Here is a 24,881-nt window from a genome sequence, read left to right as displayed (position 1 = left end):
GCGGGTGGCGTACAGTCGGGCATCGGCTCCGGCTGCGAGTCGAAGGGGGGCGAGGGAAATGTCAGGGAACGGCCAGCGTGCAGAGGCCTGGACCTCCACTCTCCGGGAGCAGCAGAACTCGCTGGACCTCGGCGCCGACCTGGGTCCCGCGGACCCCACGGCCTACACCATGCGCCGGCCCATCCCCGAGCCGATGCCGAAGGACCGGCACGGCCCGGCCCGCATCATCGCCCTGGCGAACCAGAAGGGTGGTGTCGGCAAGACGACCACCACCATCAACCTGGGCGCGGCGCTGGCGGAGTATGGGCGCAAGGTCCTCCTCGTCGACTTCGACCCGCAGGGCGCCTGCTCGGTCGGCCTCGGTGTCAACCCGCACAACCTCGACCTGAGCGTCTACAACCTGCTCATGCAGGACGATGTCGCCACCGAGGACGTCATCATCAAGTCCGACGTCGCCGGCCTGCACCTGCTGCCCGCCAACATCGACCTGTCGGCGGCCGAGATCCAGCTGGTCAACGAGGTCGCGCGGGAGATGGCGCTGGCCCGGGCGCTGCGTTCGGTCCGCAAGGAGTACGACTTCATCCTGATCGACTGCCAGCCCTCGCTGGGCCTGCTGGCGATCAACGCGCTGACCATCGCGCACGGCGTGCTCATCCCCCTGGAGTGTGAGTTCTTCTCCCTCCGCGGGGTGGCGCTGCTCCTCGACACCATCGACAAGGTGCGCGAGCGGCTCAACTTCGACCTCGAGCTCGAGGGCATCCTCGCCACCATGTACGACTCCCGCACCACCCACTGCCGTCAGGTGCTCCAGCGTGTGGTCGAGGCGTTCGGCGACAAGGTGTACCAGACAGTGATCACGAAGACGGTGAAGTTCCCCGAGTCGACCGTGGCGGGAGCCCCGATCACTACGCTGGACCCTGCGTCGTCCGGCGCCCGTAACTACCGTCAACTCGCTCGCGAGGTCATCGCCGCCCAGGCAGATCGAGGCTAGGTCCCGTACCGTGCTCTTCGCTCTCGGCGAACCCGTGGCGTTCGTCGCCCTGGTCGTCGCCTTCCTGCTCGGCCTGGCGCTGCGTGCCGTCGCCATGAGGTTCACGGCCCGCATCGTCGGCCTCGGTGACGGTCGCCCGCTGGTCAGGTTCAGCCCGCGGCACGACATCGACCCGTTCGGCGCGGTTTCGGCGGCGATCGGCGGGGTGGGCTGGGGCCGGCAGGTGACCATCGACGAGGTGCCCAACTGGCGTGGCCGGGGCCGGGCCGCCGCCGTGTTCGCCGCCGGGCCGGTCGCCTGCATCCTGGCCGGTGAGCTGATCATTGCGGCGTTCGCGTTCGTCTACCCGGCCGAGATCCTCAATTTCGCGACCCCGGGCATGATCCTGCGCGGGTTCCAGCCGATGGCCGCCGGCGGGCAGGTGATGCTGTCGCTCGGCGTCGGGCTGCTCACGTTCGGCCTGCTGGCGCTCATCCCGATCCCGCCGCTGGACGGTTTCGGCATCCTGTGGTTCGCGCTGCGCAAACCCGGCCCGAGCATGGCCTGGCTGCGGCTGTGGTTCGAGGACAAGAACGTGGGCGCGCTGGTGCTGCTGGTGTGCGCGTTCTTCCCCACCGGCTACCCGCTCCTGCTGACGATCATCGACTTCCTGGGTGCCCTCTTCCTGCGAATCTGGGCCTGAGACCAGCCCCGTTCCGCGGTTTCCGTACCTCCCGGCCGTGTTTTTCCCGGCAACCGCGGTTACTGTTTGAGCGATGTCGATGTCACTGGCTGTCGCTGTGCTGCTGCTCGGCGTGGCCGATTCGATGGTCGGCTCCTATTTCGTCCTGTTCGTGACCGAGGTCGTCGGCCTGACGCCGCTCCAGACCGGCGTCTTCGTGTCGATCCACGGCGCCGGCGGCATCCTGATCGCCTGGCTGGCCGGACACGGCTTCGACAGACGGCCCTCCCGCGGCTACGCCGCCGCGTCCATGCTGTGCGGCGGGGTCGCCCTGTGGCTGATGACGGTCATCCGGTCGTACGCCTGGCTGGCTCTGCTCGCCGTCACCCTCCTGGCCGCGCTGGCCGCCGCCTTCCCGCAGTTGTTCGCGCTGGCCCGCCAGTCGGTGGGCGACACCCCGGAGGCCGGGCGCACGGTGCCGCTGCTGCGCTCGGTGTGGTCGCTGGCCTGGGCGGCCGGCCCGCTGATCGGCGCCGCGGTCCGCGCTGTGGCCGGCTTCCCGGCGATCCTCCGCTCGGCCGGGGTGGTCCTCGTCGTCGCCGCCGTCTGGGTGCTGGTGGCCGTACCCCGCCCAGGCCGGCACCGGCCGTCCGGCCTGCCCGGCGGCGAACCGGTCCCGAAGGTCCCGCGGGCCGCCACGATCCTGCTGACCACCGGCATCACCCTGTTCTTCACCGCGATGTTCGCCGCCTCGGTGGCGATGCCGCTCTTCGTCACCAGGGAACTCGGCCAGGGCGCCTCCTCCGTCGGCGTCCTGTTCAGCGTCTGCGCGGCGGTCGAGGTGGTCGCCGCCCTGCTTCTCGCCGCGGTACCCGCCCACATCAGCCAGCGCCTGGTCATCCTCACCGGGATGGGCGGTTTCGTGTTCTTCTTCGCCCTGACCGTGCTGGCCCGCGACATGACGCTGCTGGTCGCCGGCCAGGTGGTCCGGGGCATCGCGATAGCGGTCGTGGGCGCCGCCGGAATCCGCTGGTTCCAGGACGTGATGGCCCCCGCCACCGGCCGCGCCACCACCCTGTTCGCCAACGCCACCACCGCCGGCATGGTGCTGGCCGGCATCGTCGGCGGCGCCGCGGTCTCCCTCCTCGGCTACACCGGAACCCTGCTGCTCTGCGGCGCCCTCACGGTGGCGGCGACGATCGCTTTCGCCCTGGGCACCACCGCCCACGCCGGCCGCCCACCCCCGGCCCCGACTCCGGCCCGCCGCCCGCTCCCACGCCCCCGAGGCCCAGCCGGCAGCGAAGCCCGTTCCCCAGCCGACCGCTCCTGACGCATGGCAGACCTCACCCGGTTGGCGGCCTCCGTCATTTCCGGCCATGTCAGGCGTCCTGTCACGCCGGAAAATTCGCTTCTGTGCCGATGTTGCGGCACCGGAACGGGCAATGGCAGATAGGGACGGGCTTACCGGATTCCGCCTCGTTAGGCTGTTCGGGTGTACATCAAAGAGATCGAGTTGGTGGACCTGCGGGGATTCCACGGTTCCCGTCGCGTTGCCCTGGATCTCAGCCGACCGGGCGGTTCGCTGGCGGGCTGGACGGTCATTGCGGGTCGCAACGGCTCGGGTAAGACTTCGCTCCTGCGCGCGATTGCACTCGCGATCGGTGGGCCGAGCGTGGCGCGGAACCTCGTCACCGACTTCTCCAACTGGATTTCGACCGGCAGTCCCCGCGGGAATGTCACGGCGAGTCTTGTCCATGACGCCGAGGTCGATCATTTCGCTGGCGACGACCGGCCCTCTGGGCAGGCCGTTCGTGCCGGCTTGGCTTGGATGCAGCTCCGCGGGTCCGGGCCCGGTGCTCAGCCGATCCTGATGTCCACTCTTGACGTGGCAACAGTCGAGCTTGGCGAATCGGGGCCTTGGAACGCCAACCCGGAAGGCTGGTGCTGTGTCGCTTACGGGCCGTTCCGCCGGCTCACTGGAAACTCCCACCCAGGCGGGGCCGTCAATGGTCCGGCTGATCGGTTGGTCAGTCTGTTCGACGAGGACGCCCCGCTCGCGGAGGGTGTCGGCTGGCTGATTCAACAGCATCTGCGAGCGCTCGAGGGTCGGCCGGGGGCGCGGGAACTCAAGGACCTCGCCTTGGCAGTGCTCGGGGACGGTATGTTGCCGGATGGCTATCGGATCGAGGGAGTCGACTCCGAGGGCCTGTGGGTCACGACGGGCGGCCGCCGATTTCCGCTGAGGGAGATGAGCGACGGCTATCGTGCGGTCGCCGCGCTAGTGGTCGATCTCATGCGGCATCTCCACGAGACTTACGGCCGACTGGCGACCGATCCCGGCCTCGGGCCGGTGGTCATCACCGCTCCCGCCGTTGTTCTCATCGACGAGGTGGACGCGCACCTGCACGTCTCCTGGCAGAAGCGGATCGGCAACTGGCTCAAGGCACATTTCCCGCGGATCCAGTTCATCGTCACGACGCACAGCCCCTACATCTGCCAGGCAGCCGATGAGAACGGGCTGATCCGGCTGCCCGGTCCGGACGAGAGTGCGCCACCGCGAATCGTCCATCAGGACTTGTACGAGCGAATCGTCTACGGCAGCGGTGACGACGCCGTCATGTCCGAGCTGTTCGGGTTGGACACGCCCTATTCCGAGGAAGCGATCCGCCTACGTCGTGAGCTGGTCACTCTCGAGACCGACGTCCTCGTCGGACGCGCCGACGAGGGGGCCGTGCGGCGTTACGAGGAACTGCGGGACCGGTTGAACAGCTCGCCCGCGGCTCGAGTCGAGGAACTCGCCGCCCGGATCGTCTCCGACGCGGACCAGCGCCGTACATGATCCCCATTGTCCGGCCACCGTTGCCATCGGAACTCGTTACACGAATGACGAATCTGACCGGCCGGATCCAGCAGGAGGAAGCGGCCGAACGGTTGCCGGCGGCACGGGCGCTGTGGCGCCAGAGCAGCACCCGGGTCAGTGTCACGAACCCTGTCCGGACCGTTCTTGCCGGGATGGCGGCGGGTGCTGAGCGCTGCATGTACTGCGGCGACAATCAGGGTACCGACATCGACCACCACGAGCCGATGGCCCGCGACCCGTTGCGGACCTTCGATTGGCTCAACCACCTGCTGGCCTGCTCGCACTGCAACAGTCACCACAAGCGGGAGCGGTTCCCGGTCGACGAGTACGGCCGGCCGCTGCTGATCGACCCGAGCGCAGAAGATCCCTTCGACCATCTGCTGCTGTCGCTGTCCGTAGGTGAGTATCGGGCGCTGACCGAGAAGGGCCGGGCGAGCATCGACGTGTTCGGGCTGAACCGGCCGATCCTGGCGCGCGGCCGGCAGCAGGCTTTCAACGTGGTCGTGATGTGCCTGCGGCAATGGCCGGACGCGGTGAGCGGGAAGAGCGCGTACCAGCCGGACCAGGTGGTGCACATCATCCGGGAGCAGCCCTGCGCCGACGTCTGCCAGGCCATGTTGCGGCAGGTGGAGCTGCCCGGGGCGTCGGTGGTCTTCAAGGACGTCCCGGAGATTGTGGCCGTGTTGCGGGACGAAGGGCTGCGAGGTGCGCTGCTGCGGTGAGGAGTGCTCCGGCGTGCCCCCTCGCACGCCGGAGCGACTCGGTCAGGCGGCGGTGGCCAAGGTTGTGCGGCGGAGGGTGGCGTCGGCTGTTGCGTCGTCGGGCTGCTGCTGGGCGGCCAGTTCGGCGATCACCCGGGACTCGTAGGCGTCGGCCTCGCGGGCGGCGTCGGCCTCGGACCAGCCCAGGACCGGCGCGATCAGGGCGGCCGCGGACCGGGCCGCCGCGACACCGCGGTCCGGGGTCTCGAAAGCGATCCGGGTACGCCGGGACAGCACGTCCTCGAGGTGCCGCGCGCCCTCATGGCTGGCCGCGTAGCGGATCTCGGCGCGCAGGTGGCCGGGCGCGCCGTCCATCGGCAGGCCGAGTGACGGGTCGTCCTCGATCAGGGTCAGCACCTCGTCGATCAGCGTGCCGTAGCGGCGCAGCAGGTGCTCGATCACGGTGACGGTGAGGCCCGACTCGCGGGCCAGGGCGGCCCGGCGGTTCCAGGCGGCCCGGTAGCCGTCGGCGCCGAGCAGCGGAACCTGGTCGGTGCAGGAGACCGGGACGCGGGCGGACAGTTCGCGGACGGCGGCGTCGACGGCGTCCTTGGCCATCACCCGGTACGTCGTGTACTTGCCGCCGGCGACCACGATCATCCCGGGGACCGGGTTGCCGACCGCGTGCTCACGCGACAGTTTGGCGGTGCTGGCCGCCTCGGCCGACAGCAGCGGGCGCAGGCCGGCGTAGACACCCTGCACGTCGTCGCGGGTCAGCGGCACAGCGAGCGCCTTGTTCACCTCGTCGAGCAGGTAGTCGACGTCCCTGCCGGACGCGGCCGGGTCGGACTTGTCGAGGCTCCAGGCCGTGTCGGTGGTTCCGATGATCCAGTGCTCGTCCCAGGGGATCACGAACAGGACGCTGGTGGCCGTACGCAGAATCATGCCCGTGCGGCCGGCGATCCGGTCGCGCGGCACCACCAGATGGATCCCCTTGCTCGCGGTGATCTTGAATTCGCCGCGTTCGCCGGTCAGGAGGGCCTGGCTGTCGCCGGTCCACACCCCCGTCGCGTTGATCACCGTGCGGGCGCGGACGGTGAACTCGGCGCCGGTCTCCAGGTCGCGGGCGGTGACGCCGACGACCCGGCGGCCCTCCCGGAGAAAACCGGTGACCTCGGTACGGGACGCGACGTGCGCGCCGTTCGCGGCCGCCGTGCGGACCAGGAACATGGTGTGCCGGGCGTCGTCGACCTGCGCGTCGTAGTAGCGGATCGCGCCGACCAGGGTCTCCGGGCGCAGCGACGGGAACGCCTTGAGGGCTTCGACTCGGCTCAGGTGCCGGTGTACGGGCACACCCGCCCCGCCGCCGGAGAGGGCGAGGATGTCGTAGAGGGCCACGCCGGCGCCGACGTACAGGCGTTCCCAGGCGCGCTTCTGCAGCGGGTAGAGGAACGGCACCGGCCGGACCAGGTGCGGCGCGAGTTTCTGGATCAGCAGGCCGCGTTCCCGCAGCGCCTCCCGGACCAGGCTGAAGTCGAGCATCTCCAGGTAGCGCAGGCCGCCGTGGATGAGTTTGCTGGACCGGCTGGAGGTGCCGCTGGCGAAGTCGCGTGCTTCGAGGAGGCCGACGGAGAGGCCGCGGGTGGCGGCGTCGAGTGCCGACCCGGCGCCGACCACTCCGGCGCCCACGACGAGCACGTCCAGTTCGGGGCCGGACGACATGGCGTCGAGGGCCTTGGCGCGGGCCTGGGGCGAGATCACTCCGGTTTTCATGTGATTCCTCTTTTCCAGCGAGTCAGCCGACGCTGACCCAGTCGAGGGTGCGGTCGATGGCCGCTCTCCATCGGGTGATGCCGGTGCTGCGCCGGTCCGCCGACCAGGACGGCTGCCAGCGCCGGTCCTCGTGCCGGTTGGCGCGCAGGTCGTCCAGGGAGTCCCAGAAGCCGACGGCGAGCCCGGCCGCGTAGGCGGCGCCGAGCGCGGTGGTCTCGGCGACGGCCGGCCGGCTGACCGGCACGCCGAGGATGTCGGCCTGCAACTGCATGCAGAGCGCGTTGGCGGTGACGCCGCCGTCGACCTGGAGGCAGTCCAGGGCGGTCCCGGAGTCCTGGGCCATCGCCTCGACGACGTCCCGGGTCTGGTAGCAGATGGCTTCGAGGGCGGCCCGGGTGATGTGGGCCGCGGTGTGGAAGCGGGACAGCCCGACGATCGCGGCGCGGGCGTCCGGACGCCAGTAGGGCGCGAACAGGCCGGAGAACGCGGGCACGAAACACACCCCGGCGCTGTCCTCGACCTGCCCGGCCAGGGTCTCGCTGTCACCGGCCGTCTCCAGGACGCCGAGCTGGTCACGCAGCCACTGGATGGCGGCCCCGCACGCGGCGATCGAGCCCTCCAGCGCGAAGACCGGGGCTTCGGTCCCGAAGCGGTAGCCGACCGTGGTGATCAGGCCGTGGCTGGACCGGACCGGGGTGGTGCCGGTGTTCATCAGCAGGAACCCGCCGGTGCCGTAGGTGCACTTGGCCTCGCCCGGCTCGAAACAGGTCTGCCCGAACAGCGCGGCCTGCTGGTCACCGATGGCGGCCGCGATCGGCACCCCGGGCAGCACGGTCCCGGCGGTGCCGTAGACCTCGGCCGACGACCTGATCTCCGGCAGCATCGCGCGCGGGATCCGGAACAGTTCCAGGAGTTCGTCATCCCAGGCCAGATCATTCAAATTCATCAGCATGGTACGGCTGGCGTTCGTCACGTCGGTGACGTGCAGTCCACCGGTGAGATTCCAGATCAGCCAGGAGTCGATGGTCCCGAAGAGCACCTCGCCGCGTTCGGCGCGGTCCCGCAGGCCGTTGTCGAGCAGCCACTGGATCTTGGTGGCGGAGAAATAGGTGGCCGGCGGCAGACCGGTCCGGCTGCTCACGAACTCGGCGTCGAGTGCCGGGATCAGGTAGTCGGTGCGGGTGTCCTGCCACACGATCGCCGGCGCGACGGGCGCCCCGGTGGCCCGGTCCCAGAGCACGACGGTCTCGCGCTGGTTGGTGATCCCGACGGCGGCCAGGTCGGCCGGGGTGAGCCCGGTGTCGGCGAGCGCCACCGCGATGGTCTTGAGGGTGTTCTCCCAGATCTCCGCGGGGTCGTGCTCGACCCAGCCCGAACGCGGCTGGATCTGCCGATGTTCCAGCTGGTGACGGCCGATCTCACGACCGGCCCGGTCGAAGATCATGAACCGCGTGCTGGTGGTGCCCTGATCGATCGCCCCGACGTACCGCGCCACAAGTGCCTCCTGTCCTCGACGTCCCGGACGTTAGGAGGCGTTCAGGGGTGCGGCAACGCGGTGCGTGCGACAATGTCGCACGTGCCTGGGCTGATCCAGTCGATCGAGCGGTCGTCGGCCGTGTTGCGCCTGCTCGCGGCCGGGCCGGACCGGCTGCGCGTCAAGGAGATCGCGGATGCGCTGGGCCTGCCGAAATCCACCGCGCACAGCATTCTGCGGACCCTGGAGCACGTCGGGTTCGTCGAGCAGGACACCCGGACCGCCCGCTACCGGCTCGGCCGTGGGCTGCTCGACCTGGGTTCGACCGGCATCGACGCCAACGAACTGCGCGGCCGGGCGCTCAACTGGGCCGACGCGCTTGCCGCGCGGAGCGGCGAGGAGGTCCGGCTGGGTGTGCTCGACGACGGCCGGGTCCTGGTCGTGCACCACGTCTTCCGGCCGGACGACTCGGCCCAGTCACTGGACACCGGGGTCCGGCTCCCGCCGCACGCCACCGCGCTCGGCAAGGTTCTGCTCGCCTACTCGGCGGCCGCGGAGGCCTCGGTGGCAGCGGGCGGGCTCGACGCGTACACCAGAAGAACCGTGACCGACCGCGGTGATCTCGCCCGGACGCTGACCGAGACCCGCGCCCGCGGCTGGGGTCTGTCGGTGGAGGAGTGGCGGCCCGGGCTGGCCGCGATCGCCGCGCCGGTCCGCACGTCAGGCGGTCTGGTGGTCGGCGCGGTGGGCATCGCCGGCCCGGTGGAGCGGGTGACCGACACCCGCCGGCAGGCCCGCCCGGCCCTGGTCGAGCACGTGGTGGCCGCGGCTCGCTCGATCTCCAGGGACGTGGCCGGATCATGAGACGTGCCGGCCGGGCGACGAGAGGGGACGTGGCCGGGGCATGAGTTATGTGCTGGCGATCGACCAGGGGACGACGTCGACGCGGTGCATCCTGTTCGACAGGCGGGCGACCGTGGTGTCGGCGGTGCGGGCCGAGCATCCGCAGTCCTATCCGCGGCCCGGCTGGGTCGAGCACGACGCCGCCCGGATCTGGCGTGACCTGCAACGGCTGATCAAGAAGGCGCTGGCCGACGTCGACCCGTCCGAGGTGGCGGCGATCGGCATCGCGAACCAGCGGGAGACCGTGGTGCTGTGGGACCGGGCCACCGGGGTGCCCGTCGCGCCGGCGATCGTCTGGCAGGACACCCGCACCGACGTCTCCACTATCGACCCGGAGTTCGTGAAGAGCCGGACCGGTCTGCCGCCGGCCACCTATTTCTCCGCCACCAAGATCCAGTGGCTGCTCGACAACGGCCTGCGGGACCGCGCCGAACGCGGCGAAGTGCTGTTCGGGACTATGGACAGCTGGCTGATCTGGAACCTGACCGGCGGCCTGCACATCACCGACGTCACGAACGCCAGCCGCACCATGCTGATGAACCTCTCCACCCTGGACTGGGACGACGACCTCCTGGAGCTCTTCGGCATCCCGCGGGCCATGCTGCCGACGATAAGATCATCTTCCGAGGTGTACGGAACAGCCGGCGCCGTGCTGCCCGGGGTGCCGATCGCCGCGGCCATCGGTGACCAGCAGGCCGCGCTGTTCGGGCAGACCTGTTTCGAGCCGGGCGAGGCCAAGTGCACCTACGGCACCGGCGGGTTCCTGCTGATGAACACCGGCACCACCCCGGTCCGGTCCAGCCACGGCCTGATCACCACGGTCGGCTACCGGATCGGCGGCGAGGCGCCGGTGTTCGCGCTGGAGGGCTCGATCGCGATCGCCGGCTCACTCGTGCAATGGGTCCGCGACGGCCTCGGGCTGATCGGCACCGCCTCCGAGATCGAGACCCTCGCCGGTACGGTCGACGACAACGGCGGCTGCTACATCGTCCCGGCGTTCTCCGGGCTCTACGCGCCGTACTGGCACAGCGAGGCGCGCGGGGTGATCGTCGGCCTCACCTCGTACATCACGAAGGGTCACCTGGCCCGCGCGGTGCTGGAGGCGACCGGCTGGCAGACCCGTGACGTGGTGGACGCGATGAACGCCGACTCCGGCCTGGCCCTGACCACCCTCAACGTGGACGGCGGGATGACCGCGGACAACCTGCTGATGCAGATCGTCGCCGACGTCCTCCAGGTGCCCGTGGTCCGGCCGATGGTGGCCGAGACGGTGTCGCTGGGCGCCGCCTACGCGGCCGGGCTGGCCGTCGGCTACTGGTCGGACCTGCGTGATCTGCGGGCCAACCGGCACCGGGCCGGCCGCTGGCGGCCCACACTGGACTCCGGCCGCCGCGACCGTGACTACGCCCGGTGGCGGCGGGCCATCGAGTGCGCGGTCCTGTTCAGCCAGGTGGACTGACCCTCCACGGTGGAGGGTCGGCGACGTGTGTCACCGGGAGTCGCAATTGCGTGCGGCTCCCGGCTTTCCCGATGTGTAGATCGCTGTGCATGATCAGCCAGAAAACAGAATGGTGAACATCTCACTTCGGTCACACTAACCCCAGATTTCGCGGCGGTGTCTATAGTCGCGTCCACACACACGCGCGCCGGTCAGGTCGCGTGAGGTACATCTGCGAAAGGAGGCCGACGTGGCGAAGACCAAGGAAAAGGCCAAGAAGGCGGAAAAGGTCGAGGCTGCGCCGGTTGAGCCGGTGAAGGCGGAGAAGGTCAAGAAGGCCAAGAAGGTCGTCGAGGCCGCTCCGGTCGTCGAGGAGCCGGCTGCTGTCGAGGCCCCTGCCAAGGCCAAGAAGGCCAAGAAGGTTGTCGAGGCGGCTCCGGTCGTCGAGGAGCCGGCTGCTGTCGAGGCCCCCGCCAAGGCGAAGAAGGCCAAGAAGAAGTGATCTGCCGGGCCGTCGCGCTATTCGGCTCGGCGGCCCGTTCTCAGGACGCGTTCGTGAACAGTTCGAAGGTTGCGTTGTAATACTTGTCGGTCGGTCCCAGGTGACGCATTCCGAGTCGTCGGCACACCGCCTGTGACGCCGTGTTCTCCGGCCATGTCACGGCCAGCACCGGCCTGATTCCGGAACGGGCCGCATAGGCCATCACCGCGTTCGCGGCCTCGGTCGCATACCCCTTGCCCCAGGCGTTCGGATGCAGATGCCAGCCGATCTCGGTGTCGTCGCAGGGCTGCATCGTCTCGCCCGAGGCGAGCAGCGGAACCAGCAGGGCCGTCCCGAGCAGGTGCCCGGTCGCCCGGTCCTGGATCGCCCAGATCGTGTGCACGTCGTCCTGCCGCGACCGCCAGCGGGTGAGCGTCGCGACCGCGTCGTCGTGCCCGGTCAGCACACGTGGCGCCGAACCGAGGAACCGTGCCACCTCCCATCGCGAGTACATGTCGAGGAGGAAGTCGATGTCCTTCTCCTCCCACTCGCGAAGAAGCAGCCGGGGTGAGATCAGTGACCGCATCGCCGCAGCGTAACCGGGATCGCGAGGAAATGTAACCGGCCGGTAACCCGGTGGCGGAGCAACCCGGCCGGGATTGTGACGTTGGAGAAGCGTGCACCCGGAGGAACTCGTCACAGGCATGGTCTACGGTCGGCACGTGCTTGAAGAGCCCGCCCCGTCGCCCCCGGACTCCGGCGACGCCGTCCCGGCCGTCGCGCCCGCCGGCGTGGAGATGGAGGCCAGCGGATTCACCGTCCGGCTGGACAACTTCACCGGCCCGTTCGATCTGCTGCTCCAGCTGATCGGCAAGCACAAGCTGGACGTCACCGAGATCGCGCTGCACCAGGTCACCGACGACTTCATCGCCTACATCAGAGCCATGGGCGACGACTGGGACCTCGGCGAGACCAGCGAGTTCCTGCTGGTCGCGGCGACCCTGCTGGACCTCAAGGCGGCCCGGCTGCTGCCCGCCGCCGAGGTCGAGGACGAGGAGGACCTGGCGCTGCTCGAGGCGCGCGACCTGCTCTTCGCCCGGCTCCTGCAATACAAGGCCTACAAGGAGGCGGCCGCGCACATCGCCGAGCTCGAGGCCACCGGGGCGCGTCGCTGGCCGCGGATGGTGACCCTCGAGCAGCGGTACGCGGAAGCGCTCCCCGAGTTGGTGCTGGGCATCGGGCCGGAGCGCCTGCTGAAGATGGCGCTGAAGAGTTTCCTGCCCAAACCGGGGCCGCCGCAGGTCTCCATCGCGCACATCCATCAGGTGCGGGTCAGTGTCCGCGAGCATGCCAATCTGCTGCGTGACCGGCTGCGCCGGGCCGGGGTGGCCACGTTCAGCCTGCTCGTCGCCGACTGTGACAACACGCTCGAGGTCGTGGCCCGGTTCCTGGCGTTGCTGGAGCTCTACCGCGAAGGGCTGATCGACTTCGAGCAGCCGGTCTCCCTCGACGAGCTGACCGTCCGCTGGATCGGCGGGGACAGTGACGTCGAGCTGGAGGTGGACGACTACGAGGGCAGCAAACCGGCAGAGGACGATACCGGTTCGGACGATCCCGCGGCCGCGCGCCTTGACTCGGACGCCCCTGATGGCGATCTTGGCACGGATGACGCCGCACCCGCGGTTGTGGAGGAGAGTTCGTGAGCAGCGAGGAGCATCCCGATTCCCTGGCCGCGCAGGCAGCGGCGTGGGTGCCGCCCTGGGAGCGCCGGCGGGAGCCCGACCGCGAGTACCAGGCGGAAGCCGAAGCGGCCGCGGAAGCCGAGGCGGCTGCGGAAGCCGAGGCGGCGGCCGAGGTCGAGCCGATCGCTGAATCCGATCGGGAGAGCGAGCCGTCCGCGGAGGCCGATCCGGAGAGCGAGCCGTTCACGGAGGACGAGCCGGAAGCTGAGCCGGTCGCGGCAGCTGAACCCGAACCCGAGGCCGAGCCTGAGGTCGAGCCGGTCGCGGAGGACGAGCCGGAGATCGAGCCCGCGGCCGAGCCGATCGCTGAATTCGATCCGGAGCCCGAGGTCGAGCCGGTCGCGGAGGTCGAGGCTGAGCCCGAGGTCGAGCCGGTCGCGGAGGTCGAGGCTGAGCCCGAGGTCGAGCCGGTCGCGGAGGCCGAGCCGGAAGTCACACCGAAGGCGCCGGAGCCGGTCATGGTGGCCTCGGTGCCGTCGCAGCCCCGGCGGCCCCGGGGGGATGTTCCTGCGGTTGCCGAGAGCGTCGCCCGTACCGCCGCTGTGGTTGATCTTGATGATTCCGATCTCGCGGCGGCGCTCGAATCGATCATGCTGGTCGTCGACGAGCCGGTCGGTGAGCTGCAGCTGGCGCAGGTTCTGGAGCAGCCGGTGGAGCGGATCGCGCGGACCCTGGAGAACGTGTCGGCGCGGTACACGGCGGCCGGGCACGGCATCGACCTGCGGCGGGTGGCCGGCGGCTGGCGGCTGTACACCCGGCCGGAGTACGCGGCCTACGTCGAACGGTTCGTGCTGGACGGCCAGTCGGTGCGGCTCACCCAGGCTGCCCTGGAGACACTCGCCGTGGTCGCCTACAAGCAGCCGGTAACCAGATCCCGCATCTCGGCCATCCGCGGTGTGAACTGTGACGGGGTCATGCGTACGCTGGTCACTCGCGGCCTGATCGAGGAGGTCGGCACCGAGCCGGAAACCGGGGCATACCTGTACCGGACGACGCCGTTGTTCCTCGAGAAGCTGGGCCTCAACTCGGTCGAGCAGCTGCCGCCGCTCGCTCCGTTCCTGCCCGACGATGTGGAAGAAGTGCTCGATGCCTCAGGCTGACACCGCCGAACGCCTCCAGAAAGTCCTGGCGGCGGCCGGTGTTGGATCCCGGCGCGCCTGCGAAGACCTGATCTTCCGGCGGCGCGTCACCGTCAACGGCCGGGTCGCCAAGCTCGGCGACAAGGTCGACCCCGCCACGGCGGAGATCCACGTCGACGGGCAGCGGGTGATCACCAACACCAAGCTCGTCTACGTGGCGCTGAACAAGCCGCGCGGCGTCGTCTCCAGCCTCGACGACGAGAAGGGCCGCACCGAGCTGGCCGACTTCCTCGGGGCGAATTTCGAGCAGCGGCTGTTCCACGTGGGCCGGCTCGACGCCGAGTCCGAGGGGCTGCTGCTGTTCACCAACGACGGCGGGCTGGCGCACAAGCTGATGCACCCGTCGTACGAGATCAACAAGACCTACCTGGCCGAGGTGGTCGGGCCGCTGCCGCGCAGCGTGGGCCGCGCCCTTCAGGCGGGTGTCGAGCTGGAGGACGGCCCGGCCAAGGTCGACTCGTTCCGCCTGGTCGACGCGATCGGCAAGACCGCGCAGGTGGAGATCGTCCTGCACGAGGGCCGCAAGCACATCGTCCGGCGGATGATGGACGCCGTCGGCCACCCGGTGACCCGGCTGATCCGTACCGCGGTCGGCCCGATCCGCCTCGGCGACCTGCGGCCCGGCGGTTTCCGGCACCTGTCGGCGGCCGAGGTCGCCGCACTTTTCAAGGCCGTCGGCGACTGATCCGCCGTTTCTCGCGCGCCCGGCCGGCCGTCCTCAATAGGTGCGGCCGGTCATGGCGTCGGCGGCGGTCTGCGGGTCGAAGACCGCCTTGTCCGACTCGATGCGTTTCGGCACGCGGCCGCCGTGGAACAGGTCGACGACCACCGACATGAGTGGCTCGCCGATCTCCGGACTGCATTCGATTACATAGGTGAGTTTGCCGTCGGCGAGTCCCTGAAGGGCCGCTTTCGTGCCATCCACGGTGACGATTTTCGGCGCTGTCCCCGGTTTCTTCCCGGCCTCTTCGAGAGCGATCACAGCGCCCAATCCCATGTCGTCGTTCTGCGCGAAAACAGCGTCGATCCGCTTGTTGCGATCCAGTAGTTTCCGCATGGCGGCCCGGCCGCCGTCCTTCGTCCAGTCGCCTGTCGCCTTGTCGATGATGTTGAGGCGCCTGGTCTTGGCGGCGGTGGCGGCGAAGCCCTCCGCCCGCAGCTTGGTCGGGGTGGCCCCGGTCGCGCCGAGGATCTCCACCACGTTCACCGTCCCGGTCGTGCCGGCGTAGTCGTTCTCCAGGTAGATCGCGGCCAGGTTGCCCTCGGAGGCGAACTCGGCGCCGATCGAGCTGACCCAGAGCGAGGTGTCCTTCTCGTCGATCAGCCGGTCGGTCAGCACCACCGGGATCGCCGCGTCCCGGGCCCGGCGCAGCACCTCGCCCCAGCCGGTCTCCACCACCGGGGCGAACGCGATCACGTTGACCCGGGCGTCGATGAACGAGTGGACGTCGGCGATCTGCTTCTTCGGGTCGCCGCCGGCGTCCTTGAAGTTCAGGTCGATCCGGTTGCGCTCGGCCGCCTTCTTGATCGAATTCGTGTTCGCCTGACGCCAGCCGCCCTCGGCGCCGACCTGGGAGAAACCGAGCGAGATCGGGCCCTTCGGCGGATTCTTCAGGTCGATCCCGCCCGCCTCGTCCTCGGCGCAGCCCGCCAGCAGCGAGCCGACGCCCGCCGCGGTCAAGGTCACGAAAGAACGTCTGCGCATCGCGGGGCCCCCGTCGGCATGAATCCAGATGATCAATTCCCGGAACGGATGTTGACGATAACAATGCGGTTCTCGTCGTTCTACCCCGCTTATTGAATTGTCGGCCTTCACTGTTTCGCTAATGCTAAGTGCTGATTTTTCGGGCATCGGGCCCGGTCAGTCCTCCGGGTAGCCGTGTGCCACGAGGACCGCCAGCAACCGCTCGTCCCAGGCCGTCTCGTCGGCGTCACGCCACCGGTGGCCGTGCGGGCACTGCCAGTTCGGCGGCTGCACCGGCATCAGGCAGCCGCCCAGCGCCAGCTCCCCGTGGCTGGCGGCGGCCTGCGCCTCGGCGGCCGGCAGCCCGAAGATCAGCGGCACGCCGGCCGCACCGCACTCGGGACAGGAACAGATCACCCTGCGGACGGTACCCCTGTCCGGTGGCTTCACGCCCGCCACTTTCAGAGCAGGCGTGTCACCAGCAGGTCGCCACCTTCGAACACGCCGCCGTCGATGGCCAGGACACGGCCTCCGCCGTACCGGAAAGGTCGTCGTGCCTCGGCCCGGCTGAGGCCGAAGCAACTGATCAACGTGCTGTGACCGTGGACGATGAGCGAGCCGCCGAAGGCGGCGAGAAGGAAGTCGGCCGCCTCCGGCGAATGCAGCTCGCCGCGACCGCTGACCAGGAAGCAGAAGGTCAGCCACTCGGCCGGATCGAGCCCGGCCAGATGCCCGGCGACCGCCTTGTTGACCGCCTCCACGGTGTCGCCGAACTCCAGGTAGCGGGTGCTGTCGCAGTGCATCAGCAGATGGCCGTCGACCAGCGCCATCGCCGGCAGCGACCGCAGCCACTCCAGATGCTCGGGCGTCAGCCGGCGCATGTCGTCCTCGCGCCCGCCCAGAGTCATCCAGGCGCCCCAGTAGCCGTCGGCACGGGCCGCCCAGCCGGGCACCGGCGCCGACCCGAACCGGTGCGCGGCCAGCAGATGGGCCTCGTGGTTGCCGAGCAGCGCGCCCACCTCGCCACCGGCCAGGGCCGCCTGAACGGTGAGCCGGCGGATGTCGTCGACCACCCCGATGCCGTCCGGCCCGCGGTCGAAGTAGTCGCCGAGCACCCACAACCGGGCGTCGGCGCCGCACCAGTCCCCGGCCCCGTCGATCAGGCCGGAGTCACGCAGCGCGGCCCGGAACTCGGCACGATGGCCGTGCATGTCGCTGGCGGCGAAAAGGGGGCGCACGGCCCGGGACTATAACCGGTCGATGTGTCGATGATGTTGAGGGTCATGGGATGAGGGCCGGGGCGGTGAGCAGCGCGGTGATGTCGGCGGCCGGCACCGGGCGGGCGAAGTAGAAGCCCTGTGCGTATCGGTAACCGAGCGCGTGCAGACGGTCAGCCTGATCGCGGGTCTCCACACCCTCGGCGACCGCCCGCAGCCCGAGAGTGCTGGCGATCGTGCTCAGCGACGACGCGATGGCCTCCTGCTCGGCTGTGCCGTTCAGATCGTCGATGAACGACTTGTCCACCTTGAGCGTGGTGACCGGGCAGGTCCGCAGCAGGGTCAGCGAGCTGTGCCCGGTCCCGAAGTCGTCCAGGGCCAGGCCGACACCGAGTTCGCGCAGCTCCCGTACCGTCTCCAGGGCCGCGCCACCGGCGAACACCGCGGTCTCGGTGATCTCGATGGTGATCCGGTCCGGGGCCAGTCCGTGCCGGTGCAGGGCGTTCGCCACCAGCCCGGGCAGATCCGGGTCGAGCAGCTGCCGCGCCGACACGTTGATGTTCACCCGCGGGCCGCCCGCGCCGTGTTCGCGCTGCCAGGCGGCCGCGTCGGCGCACGCCTGGTCGAGGATCCACGCGCCCAGGTCGATGATCAGACCGCTGTGCTCGGCGACCGGGATGAACTCGGCCGGCGAGATCACCGGCTGGTCGGCCGGGTGCCAGCGGATCAGCGCCTCGACCCCGGTGACGGTTCCGCTCGGCAACTCCACGATGGGCTGGTAGAGCAGGCGGAACTCGTTCAGCTCCAGGCCGCGGCGCAGGGCGGCGGCCAGCTCGGCGTGGTGCTGGGCGGTGGCGTCCAGGGCGCCGCTGTGCTCCCGGGCCCGGTCCGCGCCGGTGTACTTGGCCGCCTGCAACGCCACCTCGGCGCGGCGCAGCAGATCCGGCACCTCGTCGCCGGTGCCCGTCGCGACCCCGGCGGTCACCGTCACCAGCAGGTCACGGGAGTCGACCCGCAGCGGGGTACGGAACGCGTCCACAAGCGTCTCGGCGAGCGTGGTGTCGCCACCCGGCATCAGCACGCCGAACTCGTCGCCGAGCAGCCGGGCCACCACCGCCTCCGCGCCGGTGACCGCGGTGACCCGCTCGGCCGCGGCCCGCAGCAGCGCGTCGCCCGTCTCGTCGCCGAGCCGATCGTTGAGCGCCGCGAATCCGTCCAGGTCACAGACCGCGACGGTGGTCCGCTCGGTCCGCCGGGCCAGCGTCGCGGTGAACAGCCGGCGGTTCGGCAGCCCGGTCAGGTCGTCGTGGTGCGCCTGGTCCTCCAGCCGGTCCAGCAGGATCGCGTTGTCCAGCAGCGCGATCAGCTGGCGGGTCACCACCAGCACGGTGAGCATCACCGAGCCGCCGGCCAGGCCGGGCGTCAGGTAACCCATCCGCAGCGTCACGACGATCAGCAGGGTGGCGACCGCGGCGACCGCGAGGTACGGCACCAGGCTGATGTTGCGCCACGGCCCGCCCCGGCGGCCGGGGGAGGGCTGGGCCACCGCGGGCCGGCCGGCGGCGGTCACCCGGCTCTGCACCCAGGCGGCGATCGCGACGATCAGGCTGGACACCGGCAGCGAGGCCACCGACGTGTCCAGGTGCGGCCACGGTTCCAGGGCCGGGGCCAGGATCCAGGAGATGGGCGAGATCAGCCCGATCGGCGCGAGCGTCCACAGCGCGGGCGCCAGCGCCGGGCCGGCGCCGCTGACCCCGGCCTTGATCACGGCGGCCACCGCGGCCGACCCGGTGATCATCACGATCAGCAGGAACGTGGCGGTGGCCGTGCCGCCGGTGGCCGGGTTCGCGGTGTTCCAGAGGAAGTGGCTGAAGACGATCGCCGCCGCGGTCGTGACGATGGCCATGTCCAGGCCGATCGCGAGCGACGTGCGCCAGGTGCGCCGGGCACGCGGCAGCCGGACCACGGCCACCATGGCGAACGCGGCCGCGCCCGCGAAACAGACCGCGGCCACCGGGTTCAGCGCCTCGGAGTCGTCGATGAAGAGCCGGCTGGCGAGTTGCACGACGCCGCCGACAGTGAGGAAGACCCAGGTCTTGGTGAGTCGCCGCCAGAAGTCGCGCACCACGGCATGCCCGTCGGCTGCGGCGTTCCGGCAGGCCACCGTCGCCGTCGCGGTCGCGCCGATGGCGGCCGGCCAGAGCAGCCACGCCGGCACCGGCCACAGCAGCCCGGCGGCGCCGAGCGCGACGGCGACCAGCAGCCAGGCCGCCGACAGGGCGAGCACGGCGGCCGGGCGAAGGGATGGTCTCGTCACGAGCACTGAGATCGGCACCGGAAGACCGAAGCTTGAGTCAATCTTCGGTTAGGAAACTTTTTTGCACCTTCCCCATCGCGTTACGGGGCAGCTCGTCGACCAGATGCACGACCCGGGGACGCTTGTGCACGGCCAGCCGCCCGGCCACGAAGTCGATCAGCTCGGCCGGCGCGACCGGGCCGGCCACCACGAACGCGGTGATCCGCTCGCCCAGGTCCGGGTGCGGGACCCCGATCACGGCGGCCTCCCGGACCGCCGGGTGCAGCAGCAGAGCGTCCTCCACCTCACCGGCGCCGACCCGGTAGCCGCCCGTCTTGATCAGGTCGGTGGAGGCGCGGCCGACGATCCGGTGCCAGCCGTCCGGGCCGACGGTCGCCACGTCGCCGGTCGGGAACCAGCCGTCGGTCAGGTCCGGCGGACGCACCCCGCCCGGGCGCAGGTAGCCGTCCAGCAGGGTCGGGCCCCGCACCTGGAGATGGCCGATGGTCGTGCCGTCGGACGGCAGCGGCGCGCCGGACTCGTCGACCAGCCGGGTGGTGATGCCCGGCAGCGGCTGGCCGACCTGGCCGGCCCGGCGTTCCCCATCGGCCCGGGCGCTCACCGTGATCAGGGTCTCGGTCATGCCGTAGCGCTCCACCGGGGCCTGGCCGGTCAGGGCGGCCAGGTCGTCGAAGACCGGCGCCGGGAGCGGGGCGCTGCCGGAGACCAGCAGGCGGGCCGGGGCCAGCGCGCGGGCGGCGGCCGGGTCGGCGGCGATCCGCGACCAGACGGTGGGCACGCCGAAGTACATGGTGCCGGGGTTGGCGGCGTACGCCTGCGGGGTGGGTCGGCCGGTGTGGATCAGGCGGCAGCCGAGCCGCAGCGGGCCGAGGACCCCGAGGACCAGGCCGTGCACGTGGTAGAGCGGGAGGCCGTGGACGAGGGTGTCCTCCGCGGTCCACTGCCAGGCCTCGGCGAGGGCGTCGAGGCCGGCCTCGACGGCCTCGGAGGAGATCACCACGCCCTTGGGGGCGCCGGTGGTCCCGCTGGTGTAGAGCACGAGGGCGGCGTCGAGCCGGGGCCTACCAGGCGATATCTCGGAAATGTCGGAACCTGCCAGAAGAGCTGCACCGGAGTCCCGCAGAATGTGCGCCCTCTCCAGATCCCCGGCATCCGGGGGGATCGGCACGATCGGAACCCCGGCCAGCAGCGCCCCGGTCACCGCGACGATGGTCGACAGATCGGGCACGGCGTCCACGGCGACGATCGGCGCGCCCTTGATCCGGCCGGCGACCCGCGAGGCCTGTTCCAGCAGTTGATGACGCGACAGCGAACCGGACGGCGTGACCACCGCGTCCGGCAGATCAGGGGAGTCGATCAGGCGCATGACCGGATCCTACGAAAGGGCGACCGCCTGCCCTCTTGCCGCGCTGCCACCCCGCCCACCGCCGTTGCCGCCGCCGAAAACCCCTGCCTAACGTTCAGATCTCCTGGTGAGAGGGGGACGGGCATGGCCGGATGGCGGGACCTGGGCCGGCTGGCCGGCGGCTACCGCGGCCCGATCGCCGGCGCCGCCGCCCTCAGCCTGCTCGGCACCCTGCTGGCGCTGACCCAGCCGCTGCTGGCCCGGGAGGCGGTCGACGGCGCCGCGGCCGGTGATCTGCGGTGGCCGGTGCTGGGCGCGCTGGCCGCCCTGTTCGCCGCGCAGGCGTCGGCCCTGGCCCTGGCCCGGTACGTGCAGGCGCACACCGGCGAGACGATGACCCGTGACCTGCGCCGCACCCTGACCGCTCACCTGCTGCGGGTCCGGATCGCCGCGTTCGACGACGGCCGGATCGGCGACCTGATCGCCCGCGCCTGCGGGGACACCACGGTGGTGAAGACGCTGATCGCGCAGAGCCTCGGCACCGGGCTGGCCGGGCTGATCGGGCTGGCCGCCGCGGTCGCGCTGCTCGCCTGGCTCGACCCGTGGCTGCTGGCCACCGTGATCGTGCTGTTCGGCAGCTCGTTCGGGGCGCTGCTGGCGGTGGTGCGGCGGGTGCGGATCGCGTCACGTACCGCCCAGAACGCCGAAGGCGCCCTGCTCGCCGATCTGGAACGCGCGCTCGGCGGCATCCGTCTGGTCCGTGCCTGCCGGGCCGAGCCCCTCGAAGCGGAACGGCTGGACACCTCGGCCGGGCGGGCCTACCTGGCGAACCTGCGGATGGCCGGCATGGTGGCGCTCAGCGGGCCGGCCAACGACCTGGCGGTCAGCGGCGCGTTCCTGGCGGTGCTGCTGTTCGGCGCGACCCGGGTGTCGTCGGGCGCGATGAGCCTCGGTGACCTGGTCGCGTTCACGCTCGCGATGACCTACCTGGCCGCGCCGGTGTTCGAGATCTTCCAGGCGGTCAGCGCGGTCCAGCAGGGGTCGGGGGCGCTGCACCGGATCAACGAGGTGCTCGCGCTCCCGGTCGAACGGGACCGGCCGGTCGCGGTCGCCCGGGTCGGTGGCGGCGTGCGGCCGGTGCTGGAGTTCAAGGACGTCTGGTTCGGTTACCGGCCCGGCCGTCCGGTGCTGCGCGGGATCGGGTTCACCATCCCGGCCCGCGGGCAGGTGGCGCTGGTCGGCCCGTCCGGCGCCGGCAAGTCGACGATCTTCGCGCTGGCCGAACGGTTCTACGAACCGGACCGCGGATCGATCCTGCTGCACGGGCGGGATGCGCGATTCACCCCGTATGCCAGGCACCGCTCCGCCGTCGGACTGGTCGAACAGGACAGCCCGCTGCTCGCCGGAACACTGCGCGACAACCTGCTCTACGGCGCCGGCCGGGTCACCGACCGTGAGCTGCGCCGGGTCCTCGCCATGACCGGGCTCACCCGGGTCGCCGCCGACCTGCCGGACGGCCTCGACACCCCGGTCGGCGACCACGGCCGCCGCCTCTCCGGCGGCCAGCGTCAGCGCGTCGCCATCGCCCGCTGCCTGCTCGCCCGGCCCGACCTGATCCTGCTCGACGAACCGACCGCCCACCTCGACCCGGACAGCGAACACGCCCTCACCGCCACCCTGCACGAGGTCGCGTCGGTGTGCGCCCTGGTGGTCATCGCCCACCGGTTCTCGACGATCCGCTCCGCGGCCCGCGTCCTGGTCATCGACGGCGGCGTCATCGCGAACGCCGGCACCCACGCCGAGCTCCAGCTTTCCAGCCCTTACTACCGACGCCTGACGGCACAACCCCTTCTGCGGTACGGGTGACCAGGCTCCCGTGGCTACACCGCGACGGGGCTGCCCACTCCCGCCCGACACCGCGTTTCCGGCCGCGTGTCTGGTCACCGACAGGTCAGGACACTCAGGGTGGCGCTGATCGTGAAGATTCGTTCTCGGCGGCGTACGACCGTATCTTTCGGCGAATTAAAATTCCTAGCTCGCCAGCCAGTCCTCAGTGATTATTTCGATATCGTGTACCAGATTTTTCCAGCTTCCAAGTTTCGTCACTGGACCGTCCTTGTCCAGTCGTTCGAGAAGCTGCCTTCGGTTTTGGTTGAATCGTTTTGCAATTCGTTCACGGCGCCGTCCGGATACGTCTGCCGCCTTGAGTAGGCACTCGTTGAGAAGATTTTTCGGGTCGGCGTGACTTTCGACCTCATGCCATTTAGGAAGTTCAAGATCTGCGCGTCCTCGCGGATTCCCGGCTACTGTCCTGATTGCCTGTTCATCAAGAAGGAGCCAGGCCTCGGTCATTCGTACTGGAATGACTGGAAGGATCGTAGGGGAGGACTCGATCGCTTCGGCGGCATTACTGATCTCGGCTCGTCGGGCTTCGATTCCGGCATTGTCCGCATCTCGATGAACGACGATGAGGTCGACTCTGCCGTCGTTCAGTTTCTCACCAGCTAAAATGCGCGAGCGCACATCTTTCGCTACTTTTCCTAGTAGTCCGAAGTCTGGCTTACTGAGATGTAGTGTGATGCCACGGTCGAAGAAGAGGGATTCAACGATTTCTGAGATGGGCATGTCCGAACTGCCCTCACCGATGAAGATTCCAGAGTAACTTTGCTCGGTCATCCAGCGATCTCCAGCGGAAGCGTGAGTTGGGCACCCACTGGTGCTGCGAGGTAGTACACAACGTCGGCGCGAGTGAACACTGGTTCCGAGGGGCCTTCCCTCCATGATCCCGCATACGGCAGAAGAGCCAAGGCCCTGGCCGTGCCGCCGTCTCCCGACCGGAATTTCTTAACCTCGGCAAGCAGAAGGTCGCCGGTGTTGCAGAGTTGTACGACGCCGGGCGAGTGAGTGTTGACGATCACCTGCCTAAACGGATTGCTCGCATCTGGCGTTTCTTTTGGATCGACGGCTAGATCCTGGATCAGATCGAGCATCGCAGGAAGATTTGCTGGATGGATGCCGTTTTCGGGCTCTTCCATGCAGATGAGACCGACGAAACTTGGATCCTCTAGGAGGACGCAAAGTGCCAGAAATCTTAGCGTACCTTCAGAGAGGGCGCGAGCGGGAAGGCGTAGTCCTCCCTTCTCCTGTAGGAAGAGTGTGAATACTTCGCGGATCTGGTCGAGTTCGACCTCGATACTTTCGATTCCCATTCCCACGAGATCTGAAAGGCGCCCAGCGACGCGGGCGTATACAGCCTCGGGGTCGGCTTCGCCGGTAAACGGATCGCGTTCCTTGGCGATCCGGTACAAGGTGGCGGCGAGATGTCGACCGTCGGTGTCGAGTGACCGCGGCCCGGTCAGATTATCCGGAGCCCGCAGTGCTGAAGGCTCAAGCGCGAGTCGGCGCCAGCTTTGCATTTCACGACGAGCGGCTAAGATTGTTGGGTAGTCGTTCGTCGTGACGGTACTCAGCACCGTCCGGCCAGCACGTCCTGCAGCGCGCGGCTGCGGCTTTCCGAAGCTTCCTCCGTCGCCATGGACGTTTATAACTGTGCCGCTCTCGCGATGTTCCGTGGAAAGGAATGCACCCCCGCGGCGCTGGCCGACGACGACAGAGTTTCGGAAGCTTTTGGCATTGTGCTTGAAGCGGAGATGGCGGCCAGCTTCGCCGCGATTGATATGCCGGAGTTCCTCCTCGAGGAGTGTAAGGCGCCCGACGCCACCCTCTCCCTCCGGGGCAGAGTAGCCAAGAGCCACCTCATAGCGAAGAAAAGTTGTTGTGGCCTTCGCAGGTGCTCCCAGGTCATCCTCAACCTCTGCTGGGACAATCATCTCTGCGGCCATGGTGATTTTGCGCTGATGCTCCCGGTATCCGTCCCAGAATAGATCTCTCGGGTCGCCGCCTCTGATTCCTGAAGCTCCCCTAACCCGCTGCGAGGCCTCAACCAGTGATTCGCTCGCAAGGTAGGAAAGGAATTCGATGGCGTCAAAAACGTTTGACTTTCCGATTCCGTTTGCTCCTGCAATGCAAGTGAACGGGCCGAAATCTATCTTTACATCTAGGAGGTTCTTGAACCCCTGGACCTCGAGCCGGGTGAGCATGGCAGATAGCTTACTCACATCTGACAGATTCTTCCTGCCCGCGGATAGGATCTCG

General features: G+C 69.4%; 22 protein-coding genes. 12 read left to right on the top strand and 10 right to left on the bottom strand.

Annotated elements, in window-relative coordinates; translation table 11 throughout:
- Positions 1 to 58: 58 nt before the first annotated feature.
- The 5 genes from AB0E94_RS31545 to AB0E94_RS31525 all read left to right on the top strand — a co-directional run bounded on the left by AB0E94_RS31545 (position 59) and on the right by AB0E94_RS31525 (position 5,234).
- Positions 59 to 991: a ParA family protein gene (locus tag AB0E94_RS31545; RefSeq protein WP_360333656.1), complete on the top strand. Its 933-nt coding sequence runs from the start codon at positions 59 to 61 to the stop codon at positions 989 to 991.
- Between the two features lie 10 nt (positions 992 to 1,001).
- Entirely contained in the window at positions 1,002 to 1,673 is a 672-nt protein-coding gene (locus AB0E94_RS31540) for a hypothetical protein (protein ID WP_360333653.1), read from the top strand.
- 73 nt (positions 1,674 to 1,746) lie between these two features.
- Positions 1,747 to 2,982 carry an MFS transporter gene (locus AB0E94_RS31535; protein WP_360333650.1) on the top strand — a complete coding sequence of 412 codons (1,236 nt, stop codon included), beginning with the start codon at positions 1,747 to 1,749 and terminating at the stop codon, positions 2,980 to 2,982.
- Between the two features lie 162 nt (positions 2,983 to 3,144).
- Entirely contained in the window at positions 3,145 to 4,491 is a 1,347-nt protein-coding gene (locus AB0E94_RS31530) for an AAA family ATPase (protein WP_360333648.1), read from the top strand.
- Positions 4,492 to 4,535: 44 nt separating this feature from the next.
- Positions 4,536 to 5,234, top strand: a complete 699-nt coding sequence (locus tag AB0E94_RS31525; protein ID WP_360333645.1) for a hypothetical protein — start codon at positions 4,536 to 4,538, stop codon at positions 5,232 to 5,234.
- Between the two features lie 42 nt (positions 5,235 to 5,276).
- On the opposite strand, the gene AB0E94_RS31520 is transcribed toward AB0E94_RS31525, so the two are convergent.
- Together AB0E94_RS31520 and glpK (AB0E94_RS31515) are read right to left on the bottom strand one after the other, a co-directional pair.
- Entirely contained in the window at positions 5,277 to 6,986 is a 1,710-nt protein-coding gene (locus AB0E94_RS31520) for a glycerol-3-phosphate dehydrogenase/oxidase (RefSeq protein ID WP_360333642.1), read from the bottom strand.
- 22 nt (positions 6,987 to 7,008) lie between these two features.
- Complete coding sequence (gene glpK, locus AB0E94_RS31515) at positions 7,009 to 8,481, bottom strand: glycerol kinase GlpK (RefSeq protein ID WP_360333639.1); 1,473 nt, start codon at positions 8,479 to 8,481, stop codon at positions 7,009 to 7,011.
- 81 nt (positions 8,482 to 8,562) lie between these two features.
- Here glpK (AB0E94_RS31515) and AB0E94_RS31510 point away from each other — a divergent pair, with 81 nt between their 5' ends.
- From AB0E94_RS31510 to AB0E94_RS31500, 3 genes are all read left to right on the top strand, one after another.
- On the top strand, positions 8,563 to 9,324 hold the full coding sequence (locus tag AB0E94_RS31510; RefSeq protein ID WP_360333636.1) for an IclR family transcriptional regulator: 762 nt from the start codon (positions 8,563 to 8,565) through the stop codon (positions 9,322 to 9,324).
- A gap of 40 nt (positions 9,325 to 9,364) precedes the next feature.
- Positions 9,365 to 10,822, top strand: a complete 1,458-nt coding sequence (gene glpK / locus AB0E94_RS31505; RefSeq protein ID WP_360333633.1) for a glycerol kinase GlpK — start codon at positions 9,365 to 9,367, stop codon at positions 10,820 to 10,822.
- Positions 10,823 to 11,051: 229 nt separating this feature from the next.
- Positions 11,052 to 11,303 (top strand): hypothetical protein, encoded by a 252-nt coding sequence (locus tag AB0E94_RS31500; RefSeq protein ID WP_360333630.1) that lies wholly within the window; start codon positions 11,052 to 11,054, stop codon positions 11,301 to 11,303.
- A gap of 40 nt (positions 11,304 to 11,343) precedes the next feature.
- Here the strand turns inward: AB0E94_RS31500 and AB0E94_RS31495 are convergent, their stop codons facing one another.
- Complete coding sequence (locus AB0E94_RS31495; protein ID WP_360333627.1) at positions 11,344 to 11,868, bottom strand: GNAT family N-acetyltransferase; 525 nt, start codon at positions 11,866 to 11,868, stop codon at positions 11,344 to 11,346.
- Between the two features lie 118 nt (positions 11,869 to 11,986).
- On the opposite strand from AB0E94_RS31495, the gene AB0E94_RS31490 reads away from it, so the two are divergent.
- The 3 genes from AB0E94_RS31490 (at position 11,987) to AB0E94_RS31480 (ending at position 14,848) form a co-directional block, all read left to right on the top strand.
- On the top strand, positions 11,987 to 12,985 hold the full coding sequence (locus AB0E94_RS31490; RefSeq protein ID WP_360333624.1) for a segregation/condensation protein A: 999 nt from the start codon (positions 11,987 to 11,989) through the stop codon (positions 12,983 to 12,985).
- Positions 12,986 to 13,305: 320 nt separating this feature from the next.
- Positions 13,306 to 14,124 carry an SMC-Scp complex subunit ScpB gene (gene scpB, locus AB0E94_RS31485; RefSeq protein WP_360333728.1) on the top strand — a complete coding sequence of 273 codons (819 nt, stop codon included), beginning with the start codon at positions 13,306 to 13,308 and terminating at the stop codon, positions 14,122 to 14,124.
- Entirely contained in the window at positions 14,093 to 14,848 is a 756-nt protein-coding gene (locus AB0E94_RS31480; RefSeq protein WP_360333621.1) for a pseudouridine synthase, read from the top strand. The genes scpB and AB0E94_RS31480 overlap by 32 nt, the downstream gene beginning before the upstream one ends.
- A 33-nt stretch (positions 14,849 to 14,881) precedes the next feature.
- Here the strand turns inward: AB0E94_RS31480 and AB0E94_RS31475 are convergent, their stop codons facing one another.
- The 5 genes from AB0E94_RS31475 to AB0E94_RS31455 all read right to left on the bottom strand — a co-directional run bounded on the left by AB0E94_RS31475 (position 14,882) and on the right by AB0E94_RS31455 (position 20,747).
- Positions 14,882 to 15,850: an ABC transporter substrate-binding protein gene (locus tag AB0E94_RS31475; protein WP_360333618.1), complete on the bottom strand. Its 969-nt coding sequence runs from the start codon at positions 15,848 to 15,850 to the stop codon at positions 14,882 to 14,884.
- Between the two features lie 174 nt (positions 15,851 to 16,024).
- Entirely contained in the window at positions 16,025 to 16,264 is a 240-nt protein-coding gene (locus AB0E94_RS31470) for a hypothetical protein (protein WP_360333615.1), read from the bottom strand.
- A gap of 44 nt (positions 16,265 to 16,308) precedes the next feature.
- Positions 16,309 to 17,085, bottom strand: coding sequence for a metallophosphoesterase (locus AB0E94_RS31465; RefSeq protein ID WP_360333612.1), 777 nt, complete (start codon positions 17,083 to 17,085; stop codon positions 16,309 to 16,311).
- Between the two features lie 43 nt (positions 17,086 to 17,128).
- A complete protein-coding gene (locus tag AB0E94_RS31460) occupies positions 17,129 to 19,399 on the bottom strand; it encodes a bifunctional diguanylate cyclase/phosphodiesterase (RefSeq protein ID WP_360333609.1) in 2,271 nt (756 codons plus the stop codon).
- Between the two features lie 19 nt (positions 19,400 to 19,418).
- The gene (locus tag AB0E94_RS31455) at positions 19,419 to 20,747 is read right to left on the bottom strand and encodes an acyl-CoA synthetase (protein ID WP_360333606.1); all 1,329 of its coding nucleotides are present in this window, start codon (positions 20,745 to 20,747) and stop codon (positions 19,419 to 19,421) included.
- 123 nt (positions 20,748 to 20,870) lie between these two features.
- Between AB0E94_RS31455 and AB0E94_RS31450 the strand changes: the two genes are divergently transcribed.
- Complete coding sequence (locus tag AB0E94_RS31450) at positions 20,871 to 22,592, top strand: ABC transporter ATP-binding protein (protein WP_360333603.1); 1,722 nt, start codon at positions 20,871 to 20,873, stop codon at positions 22,590 to 22,592.
- Positions 22,593 to 22,757: 165 nt separating this feature from the next.
- Here AB0E94_RS31450 and AB0E94_RS31445 read toward each other — a convergent pair whose 3' ends face one another.
- Positions 22,758 to 23,402 carry a hypothetical protein gene (locus tag AB0E94_RS31445; protein WP_360333600.1) on the bottom strand — a complete coding sequence of 215 codons (645 nt, stop codon included), beginning with the start codon at positions 23,400 to 23,402 and terminating at the stop codon, positions 22,758 to 22,760.
- Positions 23,399 to 24,826, bottom strand: a complete 1,428-nt coding sequence (locus tag AB0E94_RS31440; RefSeq protein ID WP_360333597.1) for an AAA family ATPase — start codon at positions 24,824 to 24,826, stop codon at positions 23,399 to 23,401. The genes AB0E94_RS31445 and AB0E94_RS31440 overlap by 4 nt, the downstream gene beginning before the upstream one ends.
- Between the last annotated feature and the right edge of the window lie 55 nt (positions 24,827 to 24,881).

Source organism: Actinoplanes sp. NPDC026670 (assembly GCF_040638175.1).
Classification (GTDB): Bacteria; Actinomycetota; Actinomycetes; order Mycobacteriales; family Micromonosporaceae; genus Actinoplanes.
This window is presented reverse-complemented; position numbering and strand designations above follow the sequence as displayed.